This is a genomic window from Dysgonomonas sp. Shenzhen-Wh21 (assembly GCF_043392705.1).
Classification (GTDB): domain Bacteria; phylum Bacteroidota; class Bacteroidia; order Bacteroidales; family Dysgonomonadaceae; genus Dysgonomonas.
Window position 1 is genome coordinate 1 of the sequence record NZ_JAIXHZ010000074.1, and the last position, 14,762, is coordinate 14,762.

Annotated in this window: 11 protein-coding genes; 3 read left to right on the plus strand and 8 right to left on the minus strand. The window is 36.2% G+C overall.

Annotated elements, in window-relative coordinates; translation table 11 throughout:
* Positions 1-340 precede the first annotated feature (340 nt).
* Together LDB17_RS04350 and LDB17_RS04355 are read left to right on the plus strand one after the other, a co-directional pair.
* Positions 341-1,228: an OmpA family protein gene (locus tag LDB17_RS04350; RefSeq protein ID WP_252637871.1), complete on the plus strand. Its 888-nt coding sequence runs from the start codon at positions 341-343 to the stop codon at positions 1,226-1,228.
* Between the two features lie 151 nt (positions 1,229-1,379).
* Complete coding sequence (locus tag LDB17_RS04355) at positions 1,380-1,985, plus strand: hypothetical protein (RefSeq protein ID WP_252637870.1); 606 nt, start codon at positions 1,380-1,382, stop codon at positions 1,983-1,985.
* 7 nt (positions 1,986-1,992) lie between these two features.
* Here LDB17_RS04355 and LDB17_RS04360 read toward each other — a convergent pair whose 3' ends face one another.
* From LDB17_RS04360 to thiL, 4 genes are all read right to left on the minus strand, one after another.
* Positions 1,993-2,724 (minus strand): 1-acyl-sn-glycerol-3-phosphate acyltransferase, encoded by a 732-nt coding sequence (locus tag LDB17_RS04360; RefSeq protein WP_252637869.1) that lies wholly within the window; start codon positions 2,722-2,724, stop codon positions 1,993-1,995.
* An 84-nt stretch (positions 2,725-2,808) separates the two neighbouring features.
* Positions 2,809-5,424 carry a valine--tRNA ligase gene (locus LDB17_RS04365; RefSeq protein WP_252637868.1) on the minus strand — a complete coding sequence of 872 codons (2,616 nt, stop codon included), beginning with the start codon at positions 5,422-5,424 and terminating at the stop codon, positions 2,809-2,811.
* 138 nt (positions 5,425-5,562) lie between these two features.
* Positions 5,563-6,489: a hypothetical protein gene (locus LDB17_RS04370; protein ID WP_252637867.1), complete on the minus strand. Its 927-nt coding sequence runs from the start codon at positions 6,487-6,489 to the stop codon at positions 5,563-5,565.
* A gap of 81 nt (positions 6,490-6,570) precedes the next feature.
* Positions 6,571-7,602 (minus strand): thiamine-phosphate kinase, encoded by a 1,032-nt coding sequence (gene thiL, locus LDB17_RS04375; protein ID WP_252637866.1) that lies wholly within the window; start codon positions 7,600-7,602, stop codon positions 6,571-6,573.
* Positions 7,603-7,728: 126 nt separating this feature from the next.
* Here thiL and LDB17_RS04380 point away from each other — a divergent pair, with 126 nt between their 5' ends.
* On the plus strand, positions 7,729-8,925 hold the full coding sequence (locus tag LDB17_RS04380) for an MFS transporter (protein WP_252637865.1): 1,197 nt from the start codon (positions 7,729-7,731) through the stop codon (positions 8,923-8,925).
* Here LDB17_RS04380 and LDB17_RS04385 read toward each other — a convergent pair.
* The 4 genes from LDB17_RS04385 to sppA all read right to left on the minus strand — a co-directional run bounded on the left by LDB17_RS04385 (position 8,922) and on the right by sppA (position 14,158).
* The gene (locus LDB17_RS04385) at positions 8,922-10,364 is read right to left on the minus strand and encodes a transglutaminase-like domain-containing protein (protein ID WP_252637864.1); all 1,443 of its coding nucleotides are present in this window, start codon (positions 10,362-10,364) and stop codon (positions 8,922-8,924) included. The genes LDB17_RS04380 and LDB17_RS04385 overlap by 4 nt on opposite strands.
* A gap of 93 nt (positions 10,365-10,457) precedes the next feature.
* Complete coding sequence (locus LDB17_RS04390) at positions 10,458-11,273, minus strand: purine-nucleoside phosphorylase (RefSeq protein ID WP_252637863.1); 816 nt, start codon at positions 11,271-11,273, stop codon at positions 10,458-10,460.
* Between the two features lie 28 nt (positions 11,274-11,301).
* Positions 11,302-12,387, minus strand: coding sequence for a tetraacyldisaccharide 4'-kinase (gene lpxK, locus LDB17_RS04395; RefSeq protein ID WP_252637862.1), 1,086 nt, complete (start codon positions 12,385-12,387; stop codon positions 11,302-11,304).
* 16 nt (positions 12,388-12,403) lie between these two features.
* Positions 12,404-14,158, minus strand: coding sequence for a signal peptide peptidase SppA (sppA, locus tag LDB17_RS04400; RefSeq protein ID WP_252637861.1), 1,755 nt, complete (start codon positions 14,156-14,158; stop codon positions 12,404-12,406).
* Positions 14,159-14,762: the final 604 nt, after the last annotated feature.

The window sequence follows — 14,762 nt, forward strand, 5'->3', positions numbered from 1 at the left end:
TAATTATTCATATAAATTTATCTTTGTACCAACAGATACAAAATATGATATATGAAAAAGTCATTTATTATAACATTCTTAGTCCTTTTTTATAATGCATCACTATTAGCACAAGATAGTCTTGCTATTAAGTTAGATTCTATTTCCGAATACCAAGAATTAAGAATATGAAACTCCCCACTCTCACAAAACCTTACATAATAGTTAAATATCTTATCATTTTACACTAAAAGTTCAGCTTCTAACAATCTATCTCTTAATAAATCTTTTTTTTAACAACCAAATGGCGAGGCTCATTGTTTAGATGTGAGTTATAAACATAATTAAAATCAGACTAGCTATGAAGTATTCTTTTTCCTTGCTGGTATTAACTGCGAGCATCATTTTTACTAGCTGTGTTAGTAAAAAGCAGTTTACGAATTTAGAAACAGACTATAATCGCCTGCAAACAGAACAGAAAGATTTACAAAGAAATTATCAGGAAAGCCAATTGCAATTAGCCGAAAGCCGTACCCGGGTAGCAAGCCTTGAAGATCGATTGGCAGAAGCCCGAAAAAACAATGAAGATTTGCGTGCTGCCTATGCCGAGATGCAAGGTTTGTTGAACAAGAGCCTTTTGCAAAACACGCAAGGCAATGTAAACATCACGAAGTTGGTAGATGAGATCAATTCGTCTAACCGCTTTATACAGCATTTGGTACAGGCCAAAAACCGCTCCGACTCTTTGAATATCGTAATGATAAATAACCTTACACGTTCGCTTACACGCGACGAAATGCAGGATTTGGATATCAAGGTATTGAAAGGCGTTGTATATATTTCTTTGGATGACAGAATGCTATACCGTTCGGGTGGTTACGAGATAAGCACCAAGGCGGGAGAAATTCTTAGCAAGATCGCTAAAATCATTATGGATTATAAGGATTATAGCGTGTTGGTGGAAGGAAATACCGATACAGACCCTATTTCGCGTCCTAATATCCGAAACAACTGGGACTTGAGTGCTTTGCGTGCTTCTTCTGTGGTTCAGGCACTTCAAAACAATTATGGTGTCGATCCTAAACGTCTGACAGCAGCAGGACGTGGAGAATATAATCCGGTAGCAACAAACAGCACTGCCGAGGGAAAAGCTCTCAACCGCAGAACTCAGATAATTATCACTCCGGAACTGAATCAGTTTATGGAACTTATCGATCAGGCTCCAAAAGGCCCTTCGAATATAGATTGATAATTCTTACACAAATAATTTATATACTTAAGGTTGCTTCTATCGATAGAGGCAACCTTTTTCAATAAAATATACTCGCTTATTAATATTTGTCAATAATTCTATAACTTTCGGTTCTGAAAATACTAATTCAATTTACGACACTGATACTATGAAGAGAAGAATTGTATATCCATATACTCTGGAGAAAAAAGATAAAATGATTAAACTAGAGATATCCGGAGGAAAGTTTTATATATTCTTGCATATATTCGTTTTCTTTTTGGCTATAGTTTCTGTGATTGGTCTCACTTTCTCTTTTTTCATAAATGATAGTTATACTATAAAAGATTATTTTGTCGTATGCTGTCTTTTGGTATTCATGTTCCTAGTACTTCTTTTTGCTTTCTACACCTTGAAATGGAAAAGAAAAGGCAAAGAGATATTTATTTTGCATCCCGATAAACTTGAATATATAATAGAAAATAAACCTTTCCGTACTCAAAGGAAGATTCATCACTTTACGACAATGATGATTGCATATAATATTGAAATTGAGTTTGATAATAACAATGACTACGAGATAAAGGTATATACAGATTTACAAAATATAGAGGGAAACTTCTCTATCATATTTTACATGGATGAAGGAGAAAATATTATTTATTCTGAAAGGGAAGTTCCTATTGAAGTAATGAGAACAATAAGAGAAGAGTATCTAATAAACATCAATGAAGATAAGGAAAATACAGATACTCTTTCTCATACACAAGTGTGAGAAACCTTTATTTGTTCTCCTCTGGCAAAGCAGATTGAATAGTTGAATACACTTTATCCATCAATTCTGCAATATCATCCGCTTTAAGATCCTTAGTTTCTATAGGGTCATGAAATGTCAATTTTATCTTTGCCGGACTCATTTTCCACGAGTGTATTGGTAAAACTTTATATGCTCCATCAATGGTAAGAGGGACAATCGGTAATTTCAAGCTCACTGCTGTCTGAAAAGCCCCTTTCTTAAATTCTGCCATCCGTCCGTCCGGTGAGCGATGCCCTTCGGGGAAAACTACGGTAGACATTCCGTCTTTGAGTGTATTCTTCGTATTTCTCATTGTATCTACAATCCCCTTTCTTGTAGTAGAATCTACAAAAACATGTCCCGCTTTTGCTGACGCAAAGCCTACTAAAGGCATTTTTTTGAGAGCCTGTTTCATCAGCCACTTAAAGTTGTGATCGAGATAACCATATATAAGAAATATATCGAACGCTCCCTGATGATTAGCGACAAACACATACGATTGGTTTTTATCCAATTTTGAATTTCTATTCACTTTGATCTTCAACAGAGCAGCCATACAAACAAAACGCCCCCATATCACTCCTGGATAGTATCCCCAAAACTTATTGTTTCCTAAGGTCGATCCGATAATAATAGTAAGGGTACACCAAATGGTAGCTAATATTAATAGCGGAACAAATATGATCCATTGGTATAAGAGGTAGAGAATCTTTAGCATTCGTTTAAATTTGAATAATTTTATTTGAAACTATATTCTGTGTAAAAAGGAGCTATCTGAACATAGCTCCTCTCCTACTTAATATCATTTTTTTAGATTTGCAATACTTTCCTTAATCGTCTTTATCTTGCTTTCGGCATCCGCTTGCTTTTTACGCTCGTTTTCCACAATTTCGGGCTTAGCATTAGCAACAAACTTCTCGTTGCTTAGTTTCGCTGCAACTGATTTTAAGAAGCCTTCAAGATACTTAAGCTCATCATTCAGTCTTTTCAATTCGGCTTCTATATCTATATTATTCCCAAGTGGAACAGAAAACTCTGTAGTGCCAACAAGGAAAGAAACCGAAGTAGGATCTTTTTCGGCAACAGTATTGATCGAAGTAAGGTTACCCATCTTAGAGATCACACTGTCGAAATCTGTATTATATTGTCCTATTACTTCTAGCGATAATTCCTCTTTATTCGGAATGTTCTTTTGTAAGCGGATAGTACGCACACCTGCAATCACCTCTTTCACTTTCTCGAAAGTATCAATCAGATCATTGCTGAAAGAAACCTCTTTCGGCATTTCAGATACCATGATACTCTCACCCGCTTTGCGTTCGGCAAGAGCCTGCCATAGTTCCTCTGTAATAAACGGCATAAATGGATGAAGCAAACGAAGCAGGGAATCGAAGAAGCCTAACGTTGCTTCATAAGTCTTCTTATCGATAGGTTGCTGATAAGCCGGTTTTGCCATCTCAAGATACCAAGAAGAGAACTCGTCCCAGAAAAGCTTATAGAGAGACATTAAAGCCTCAGAAAGGCGATATTTTCCAAACAAATCATCAAGCTCCGAAGCAGTCTTAGCCAGCACATTCTGGAACCATTCTATTGCTATTCTCGACGACTCAGGCTGTTCGATAGAGTCGCTTACCTCCCACCCTTTTACCAGGCGGAAAGCATTCCATATTTTGTTATTGAAATTACGTCCCTGTTCGCAAAGACTTTCGTCAAATGGCAAGTCGTTACCCGCCGGAGCTGTAAGTAACAAGCCCATACGAACACCGTCAGCTCCGTATTTTTCCATCAGTTCGATAGGATCGGGCGAGTTGCCAAGTTGTTTAGACATCTTGCGCCCCAATTTGTCGCGAACGATACCCGTAAAGTATACATTGTTAAAGCATGCTTTGCCACGATACTCGTATCCTGACATGATCATACGTGCCACCCAGAAGAAAATAATATCCGGGCCAGTAACAAGATCATTCGTTGGATAATAATATTTAATATCCTTATTGTCCGGATTATTTATACCATCGAATACCGAAATAGGCCACAACCATGAAGAGAACCATGTGTCGAGACAATCTTCATCCTGACGCAGATCTTCCATCTTGAGGTTTGGATTTTGCTTTTGAGCCTCCGCCAAGGCTTTCTCAGGGGTCTCTCCTACTACAAATCCACCTTCGGGCAGATAGTAAGCCGGAATCTGATGTCCCCACCACAACTGGCGGCTGATATTCCAGTCCTTTATATTTTCCATCCAGTGACGGTAAGTATTCTTAAACTTCGCAGGGTGGAATTTGATTGTGTCATTTTCCACAGCTTCCAATGCAGGCTTTGCCAGATCCTCCATCTTGAGGAACCATTGCATAGAAAGCTTCGGCTCGATAGGTACATTTGTACGTTCAGAATAACCCACACTATTTGTATAAGCCTCTGTTTTTTCCATCAAGCCCAATTCTTCAAGATCTTTTTCGATTTTCTTACGTACATCGAAACGATCCATCCCTTCGTATTGAAGTCCATGAGAATTTAACGTTCCATTATCGTTGAAGATATCAATAACCTCAAGATTATATTTTTCGCCCAGCATATAGTCATTTACATCATGGGCAGGTGTTACTTTCAAGAATCCTGTACCGAATTCCATATCCACATATTCGTCTTCGATAATTGGTACTACACGATTAGCAATCGGCACGATCACTTTCTTGCCTTTCATGTGTGCAGTCTTCGGATCATTCGGATTGATACATACCGCAATATCTCCAAATATTGTTTCGGGACGAGTGGTAGCTATTACCGCATAGCCATCTTCACCTTCCACTTTATATCTTAAATAATATAATTTACCATTTACTTCGTGATGTATAACTTCCTCATCCGAAACAGCAGTTTTAGCTGACGGATCCCAGTTTACCATACGTATTCCACGATAGATAAGACCCTTATTATATAAATCTACAAAAACTTTCAATACGCTTTCGGAGCGTTTCTCATCCATCGTAAAACAGGTACGATCCCAGTCGCAAGACGCTCCTAGTTTTTTCAACTGTTCGAGGATAATACCCCCGTGCTTGTGAGTCCACTCCCAAGCATGTTCAAGGAATGCTTCACGGCTCAGGTCGTTTTTGCTTATTCCTTCGGCAGCAAGTTTACCCACTACCTTTGCTTCTGTAGCGATAGATGCATGGTCTGTTCCCGGTACCCAGCAGGCATTCTTACCCATCATACGGGCACGGCGTACAAGTATATCCTGTATCGTATTATTCAGCATATGCCCCATATGAAGGACACCTGTGACGTTTGGTGGAGGAATAACGATTGTATAAGGTTCGCGACTATCAGGTTCTGAATGAAAGAACTTATTCTCTAACCAGTATTTATACCATTTATCCTCTACTTCGGCAGGATTATACTTACTTGCAATTTCCATATTATGTGGTTAATATATATTTTGAGATACAAAAATACAAAATAGTTGCTTATATATTTGTATTTTCCTTTTTATAAAAAGCCTCAGATAATCGAAGATGAATACCTGAGGCGAACTGTAAATGTAGAAAAGTTATAATTAATATGGTCTCATCTGTGATACTTTTGCTTTTACATAGTCATAAGTTGTTTTACTGCCCCATATGCCAACCAGTTCAGAATTGGGACGATATACAGACTCTTTAGGATAGTATTCGGAGTTGTATCTATATATATTTTCTGCGAAAGGTGTTTCTTTGCCACCATGCACAACATATATTTCTCTTATATTATGAATACGTCCTTCGTTTCCGAAAAGAGCGATAAACAACCATTGAGGGATATTCATATGCTTATATACTCCATTAAAGCTATCATATAAATATTTTTCTTCACTGGCATACCTATCATCCAATAGTGAGATATAGTTGTACTGCGAAACATCGCCTTTACTATTATACTTATATTCCTCTGTATAATTAATCGTATTTTCTTCAGGAGGGTTAGAAAACCTCACTTTATTATATTTTACGGCTAAGCCCTTGGATAACTCGATAGTTTCTTTGAATTTTCCGTTCAGGGTAATTTCAATAAGATTATTTTTTTCGCTTTTTAGATCATATACTCGAGTTTCGGTATGTGTAGAATAGTCATTATCCTTAATCCAGCTTTTTATCACATCTGTTTGCGTAACACCTACTAGATCTCTTGAGCTAAGAGACTTCTCCGATTTAGAATACACAGAATATTCCAATTTTCGGGAGATGCTGTATACTAATACATTTTTATCTGCTTTTTCGTTATTCAATCTACGATAAGTTTCCTTTAGTATATTTACCGGACGGTCAGAATTATCATATTCAAAAGTTGTAATATGCGTATAATCATACTGAGGCTCGGCATCATAAGACTGCTCTGTTTTTATTGTTTTTGGCAATAAACTATTATCACTTTCTATAGGCTCAGAAGTATCACATCCTGCAAAAAATATCAGGAAAAAAGAAGAAAGAAAAAATATCTTTTTCATAATATTGTAATTAAAGTTAATCATCTAATAAGATAGATGAATAACATGCATGATTTGTTGCGTCCTACAAAAATTATGAGCTTATTTCTCTCCTATCGAATCCCAGCCTTGCGCTTTTATTTCTATTTCTGCCCCATCTCGGGTTTCAAGAATAAAGCCATTCCCATCTTTGGTGATATGACCGATAATATGTACTCCCTTTATCTTCGATACTTTGTCGTGCATAAACAGAGGAACAGTAAACAACAATTCATAATCCTCTCCCCCATTCATTGCCACAGTAGTTACATTCATATTGAACTGTTCGGCCATCATGGCTGTCTGATAATCGATAGGTAGTCTTTCTTCATAGATATGACATCCTACATTACTTTGTTTGCAGATATGTTTCAGCTCGGAAGATAATCCGTCTGAAATATCGATCATCGAAGTTGGTACAATCCCTTCTTCAGCAAGAAATTTCACAATATCTTTCCGGGCTTCGGGTTTCAATTGGCGTTCTAAAAGATACTCTTTTCCTGTAAAATCGGGTTGAAAATCGCTTTTCCTGTCGTATATGGCCTTTTCGCGTTCTAATAATTGAAGCCCCATAAATGCAGCACCCAAATCTCCTGAAACACAAACAAGATCTGTTTCTTTTGCTCCTTTACGATATACGATTTTACCTTCTTCTCCTTCGCCAAGGCAAGTAATACTGATAGCCAAGCCGGTAAGCGAAGCCGAAGTATCGCCACCAACAAGATCTACGCCATATTCCTGACAGGCAAGGGCAAGACCATCATAAAATAATTCTAAATCTTCAACAGAAAATCGCTTTGAAATACCCAACGATACGGTCACTTGCTTTGGTTGTCCGTTCATTGCATAGATGTCTGAAAAATTTACTATCGCCGATTTATATCCCAAGTGTTTCAGGGGAACATACATCAGATCGAAGTGAATACCTTCGAGCAGCAGATCGGTTGTTACAAGTGTCTTCTTATTTCCATACGACAAAACAGCAGCGTCGTCCCCTACTCCTTTTTCTGAACTTGAATTTTTTAGTTCTATATTTTTTGTCAGATGATCTATTAGACCAAATTCTCCTAGACTGGCAATTTCTGTTCTTTTCATTTATCTAAAAATTAATTGAATACAAAAATAGTGATTCTATCCTACAATGGCAGTAAAACAAACCTCCCTTTTTTATATATCAATATTTAAGTCTACATTTGCAGACTTTTTATTTCTTCATTCACAATGAAAACAACTAGTCAAACAGGAACAGCTTTCGCCATACTCTCCATGTTGGCCGCATGCCATATGTTGAACGATATGCTGCAATCGATCATTTCGGCGGTATATCCCTTGCTGAAAGATTCGTTATTGCTCAACTTTACCCAAATAGGGCTTATCACACTCGTCTTTCAGTTATCTTCGTCCATATTCCAGCCTGTAGTGGGGCTTATCACAGATAAACGACCTCAACCCTATTCTTTGCCGATAGGAATGGCATTTTCGATGATAGGGATCCTTTCTCTTTCTTTTGCAGGAAATTTCATTCATGTGTTGATCGCCGTATTTCTTACGGGACTTGGATCATCCATCTTCCATCCTGAAGCATCCCGCTTGGCCTATATGGCTTCGGGAGGAAAAACAGGATTGGCACAATCTATCTTTCAGGTAGGGGGAAATTTCGGATCATCCGTTGGTCCGTTATTGGCCTTATGGATAATTACGCCATACGGTCAACAGAATATAAAGTGGCTGTCGCTTATAGCTCTTGTATGTATTGGTATTATGCTTGTTATAAGCAAATGGTATAAGAGCAATCTGTATAGACTCAAACCTACCAAAAAAGATGATAGTTCTATAGAAAAACAGTCTGTATATTCTTCGGGTAAAGTAGCTTTTGCCATCACGATTCTGCTTATACTCATATTTTCAAAATATGTATATATGGCGAGCCTGAATAGTTATTACATGTTTTATTTGATCGATAAGTTTGGTGTTTCGGTAAAAGATGCACAGCTATTTTTGTTTGCATTCTTATTTGCTGTGGCACTTGGTACAATTATAGGAGGTCCTATAGGAGACCGTATCGGACGAAAGTATGTGATTTGGGTATCTATATTGGGTACGGCTCCATTCGCTCTCATCATGCCTCATGTAGGGCTTGTATGGACATGCGTCTTGAGCATCTTTATAGGATTTATACTTTCTTCCGCCTTTTCAGCAATCCTGGTATATGCACAAGAACTTGTTCCCGGAAAAGTAGGGTTGATTGGCGGTTTATTTTTCGGACTGGCATTTGGCATAGCCGGTATAGCATCTGCCATACTGGGAAAAATAGCGGACGAAACCAGCATACAGCATGTATATGATATTTGTGCTTATTTGCCACTAATCGGATTGGTAGCAGCATTTTTACCCAATACGAAGAAGGAAAAAGCTTAGTTCAAATATTCTACATCAATATCCCAATTCCATTGGTTGAAATAAATATTTCCTCCCCGCCATTCGAGTTCACCTCGCTGAAAATCGACAGTTTCACTTCGAGGATATATTTTTTCAGGGAAAAGAGGCTGTGAATAATCATCATTTACGATCCAACGATATGCATCGATACCATTGGCATAGAAATATTTGATATCGTCACTCATTTCTAAGTCTCTTCTACCAAAAGACTGGTCGACAGGCACCCAGCCTACACCCTCAAAATAAACCTCCGCCCAGTCATGTAAATTGAGCTCATTGGGATGCATCATAAATCCGCTTTGCCATTTTGCCGGAATACCATTATAACGGGCAAGCGTAATGAAAAGTAAGGATACTTGTCCACAATCGCCATGATGATTTTCAATCACATACTCAGGTATATTTGGTATCGTCGAATATTCACGAGCACCTGCCCAAGGATAGTTATCACTGATGAAGTCGAATATCTTCCTGACCTTCAGGTATGGATTCTTTTCATTCCCTATGATCCGGTCAGACAATCGTTTTATCTGATCAGTAAAAATTATATGAGCCTCCCTCTCCGCAGTATATTCTTTATACAAATCTGAATTCGTATCATAATCCTTTATACTTTCAGGTTTTATATTGAACCATTCGGCAGCCGAAGCATAAGAAAACTCGAATGAAAAAGTTAACGGCTTATCTTTTTCTGCTATTTTTTGCATATACAATGTCCGCTGAGCATAATCGGATGGGGATATAACATAATTATTATCATTTACAGAAAGTAACTTTACGTCTGTCTGACGACGATTATCTTCGCGCGGATAAGGCAGCCAACATCGTACCATTTCTCCGGCTGGAACAACATTCGGCTTAAGGGTTACAGTATATTTTACTTTCATTTTCACAGGAGGCATTTGAGTGCTTCCTGTATTTTTCAAACCATCTACAACAGATGGTAAATGTGTTTTCAGTACATTCTGTAATTCATCTTTTTGGTTTCCCTCTACTTCCAATTTGCGTTTTATCGCTTGTTTATTTATTCTGAATAGATTTGGAGCAGCTCTGCTCATATACTTTTTTTCTCCATTGATAATCATCGATTCGAGAGATTTCTCATTTTCCCACTCGGAGAGCATCTTGTCATTTACATCGGGATAATATTTTTTAATGAACTCAACAACATCTGATTTGTTTTTCGAAAAATCTATCGCTATTCTATCAAGCACATCTTTCTTAAAATTCAGATTATAAATTTCCTCCGACGATAAACTGTTTTGAGCAATGTACAGGTCTATCATTTTTTTCGATTTATCGAAATTTCCCTTCGATATCTCAGCATTTATCTGATTGATTGTTACTTGCTGCTGCGCATAAGATACAGAGGAAACACAAAAATATAGGATGATAATAGATAGAATGTATGCTTTCATAAGAAATGGATTTGAATAAAACCTATCTATAAAGATAAATAAAAAAGGATACAGAAAATCAGCATCCTTTATATTTCTAATATTTTCAATTTGTTAATTCAGTCTCTTTATCACCTCCTGCATAATATAGGCCATCTTGGGCTGTGCTATTTTAGCGGCTTCCTGCACATCTTCGTGCGTCACCTCTACAATCTTTCCAATGATACCTATATCAGTGATTATAGAAAATGCCAGTACTTTCATTTTTGCATGATTGGCAACAATTACTTCAGGTACTGTAGACATACCAACGGCATCGCCACCGATAATCTTAAACCAATTATATTCAGCTGGAGTTTCGAATGTAGGGCCTTGTGTACCTATATAAACTCCGTGCTGCAACTTAATATTATTTTCTTTAGCAATATTCATAGCCATCAGGCGAAGTTCTTTGTTATACGCTTCGCTCATATCCGGAAAGCGAGTGCCAAGCTCTTTGTAATTCTTACCCCTTAATGGATGTTCGGGAAATAAATTTATATGATCATCGATAAGCATGATATCGCCTATATCGAAGCTTCCATTCATTCCTCCCGCTGCATTTGATACAAACAAGTACTGAATACCCAATGCCTGAAAAACACGAATAGGGAATGTTACCTCCTGCATAGTATAGCCTTCGTAGTAGTGAAATCTTCCTTGCATAGCCAATACGGGCTTTCCGCCAAGCTTTCCAAAAATAAGTTTTCCGCTATGTCCTTCTACTGTAGAAAGTGGAAAATTAGGAATTTTTTCGTATGGCATTTCTTTCTTATCGCTTATTTCGTGTACTAATTCTCCCAAACCTGTGCCCAAAATAATAGCTATATTGGGTACAGTGCCCACAACATTTTTTATAAACGATGCTGTTTCGTATATTTTTTCTAGCATATATTCTATTTGTTACTCTTAAAACAGTTTAGTTAAGTTTAAATCTACTGTCTTCTACGTGCTTTAATATTTTATCTTCAAAATCGTCTCCTTTGTCCATAAATGCAACTTCGATAGGAAGATAATAGAGATACTTTCTTATTTCTTCATCTATATCTTTCAAAACTAATCGGCTTGCATCTTTTTCTGTTACCATAATTATTTTTTTCTCTGAACTTATATTTCTAAACTTATCGGAAATATACTTTATGTCCTTTGTCTTAAAATTATAATGGTCAGGATATGTTATTGTATCTATCTTACGGGTATACTCCGATAGTTTTTTTATTATCACTTTAGGTGAAGCTATACCTGTAGCCAATAGAACAGTTTTGTTTCGTAAGAATTCTAACGACCTGCTTTCTCCGCTATTGCGAAATACAGGTTTTAATTCTAAATAATCGAAAGTAGTAAAATAGAGACTTTGATATGGGAAAGGATTCACATCATGCAAAATAATGCGATAATCGATAGGCTGCAAGTCCAAAGGACATTTAGTTACGATTATCATATTTGCATCATCTATCTTTGAAAAAGGTTCGCGCAAACGTCCTGCAGGAAGCAAGGTATCTGCATATATAGGACGATTAAAATCAGAGAGGATAATTGTAAAAGATGGTTTTACATAACGATGCTGAAAGGCATCATCCAATAAGATTATTTGAGGTGGGTTCTTTAGCGATAAAAGCTTTTTTATACCTCTACGCCTGTCTCCATCCACAGCAACGATAACATCCGGAAATTTGTTTTTTATTTGGAACGATTCGTCCCCAATGTCTTTACTGGTCGTGTTGTCATCTGCAAGAATAAATCCTTTTGTTCTACGCTTATACCCCCTGCTTAGTACCCCTACCCTATATTTATCCTTCAACAAACGGATAACGTACTCGGTATGCGGAGTTTTTCCCGTACCTCCTACAGTGATATTTCCTATACAGATAACAGGGATATCGAACTCTTCCTGTTTGAGTATTCCCCAATCGAAAAACTTATTTCTAAAAAATACAATCATCCCGTACAACCATGAAAATGGTAGCAGCCATTTGTTGATATGCACGGGCTGTTGTTTTATCATTATATAGTTAGAATCTTTATCTTATGCTTATGTCATAAGGCATGCGAGCTTGAACAAAATCTTGTTCCTTTATCTCTTTTATAGTCTTGAATAATTCATAATCCTTACCAAGATATTCTTTCATTGCCTTTGTCGCAAATTCTTCTTTCTGGTTGGATAATAAACTTTCTAAAAAGTCAACTTTTTTAGGATAATCCTGCAAAGAATAATCATCAAGTTTGGCAAGTTTCGCTGCTTCTTGTATCGCAGTATCTATATTTCCAAGAGCATCTACCAATCCTATCTTCAAGGCTTGATTACCTGTCCATACCCTACCCTGAGCAATATGATCCAGCGAATCTTTTGGGATATTACGTCCTTCTGAACAACGAGTTAAAAACAGATCGTAACCATGTTCAATATATTGCTGCAATATTACTTTTTCCTCAGGTCTCATCGGACGGGTAGCGTCACCAAAATCAGCAAATTTATTTGTTTTCACATTATCAAACGATAATCCTACTTTTTTAGTCAATCCCTCAAAATTTGGGAACATACCAAAAATACCTATTGATCCTGTCAATGTATTTGGTTGAGCAATAATTTTAGAGGCATTACATGCAATATAATAGCCTCCCGATGCCGCATAGTCTCCCATAGATACCACCACCGGTTTCTTTGCTTTCAGGTCGGTAATGGCTTTCCATATTTGTTCCGAAGCATAAGCACTTCCTCCGGGCGAATTGACACGGAAAACTACAGCTTTTACTTTATCGTTATCTTTCAGTTTTTCAATTTCCTTCACATATCTCTTATCAGTTATACCATCTTTACCGGATCCATTGTTGATAGATCCTTCGGCATAAAGTATGGCAATAACATCTTTAGAATTACTTTCTTTTACAAATGGTACGGAAGTCATATCCTTGATGGATGCCATTCTCACATCTTTTGCTTTTTCTACTTTGAGCAAATCTTTCAGATATTCTTTTACTTCTGTCTCATACATCAACGTATCTACAAGCCCATCACTAACTGAAACATTGGCTAATTTGAATGTTTGCAAAGAATCTGTCAGTTGGTTTATTTTATCTACCGATATTTTTCTGGAGTCTGATATTTCGGATGTAATAGTAGACCATATATCGTTTATATATGCTGTAACCTGCTCTCTATTTGCATCACTCATTTTATCAAGCATAAAAGGCTCAACCGCAGATTTGAATGTACCTACTTTAAATATCTGCATCTCGATACCTATTTTATCAAGTAGCCCTTTGTAGAAAGTAGGTGAAGATGAAAGTCCATGCAAATCGAGATTACCCTGAGGGTTCATTATTACTTTGTCTGCTACTGACGATAAGTAATAGCATCCTTGTGAATAAACATCGGCGTAAGCAATAATAAACTTTCCGCTTTCTTTAAAGTCTGCTAACTGATCGCGTATTTCTTTCAACGAAGCATTAGAAGCAGCAAATGCACCGGCATTAATATAAATTCCCTTTATATTATCATTCTCCTTTGCTTTCTTTATAGATGAAAGAATATCATCCAATCCTATTTCTAAATCCGTATTTTGACCTATCAAGTCTAAAAACGAATTTGGTTCTACTCTTTCAGACAGAGTACCTTCAAGTTTCAATGTCAATACAGTATTATCTTTCAAATTATATTTATCAGATGAGCCGAAAGACATAGCGGCTATTATAAGAATAAATATAAAAATAAAAATACCTATAACGATAGAACAGCCTACTATAGAGGCTAATAAACTCTTAAGAAAACCTTTCATCTTTTACATTATTATATTAATGAATAACAAAATTATATATTTATCTGTGAATATGCTACTTAAATTAGTATTTCTTATCAATTGTTTCCTATTCTTTATTTACATATTTAGATTATCAAAAAAGATTGTTGATAAACTGTTGATAACTGTTAATAGATTTTTAAAACAAAATCAATTGTTTTATGAAACTAAACAACATATATGAAATAAGTCGCAGATAACAATTAAAAATCACAGGCTTTTATCATTCTGCTATGAAAGGTTTATCAACAATTATTAATAGATTAAAAAATGAAAATTTATCAACAATCATAGTTATTAACATTGTTTTAATAAAGTTCATAATACGCTTTATATAAATAATTTGTATAATTTTACTCTGTTTAATAACTCACTTTTATACGTGAATGAACTTTTAATATCGATATTTACAAGTATTCTTCAAAAAAAGAATAAACACAATTAACAGTCTATTACAAACACAATGATTTTTTGTTAAGTTTAAATTAAAAATTAATAATATATATAATGTTTAATAAACTCCTTTTAGTTTTTAAATATATCCTTTTTATAATAGCATGTTGTTTTGTTACCTCCTCCAATT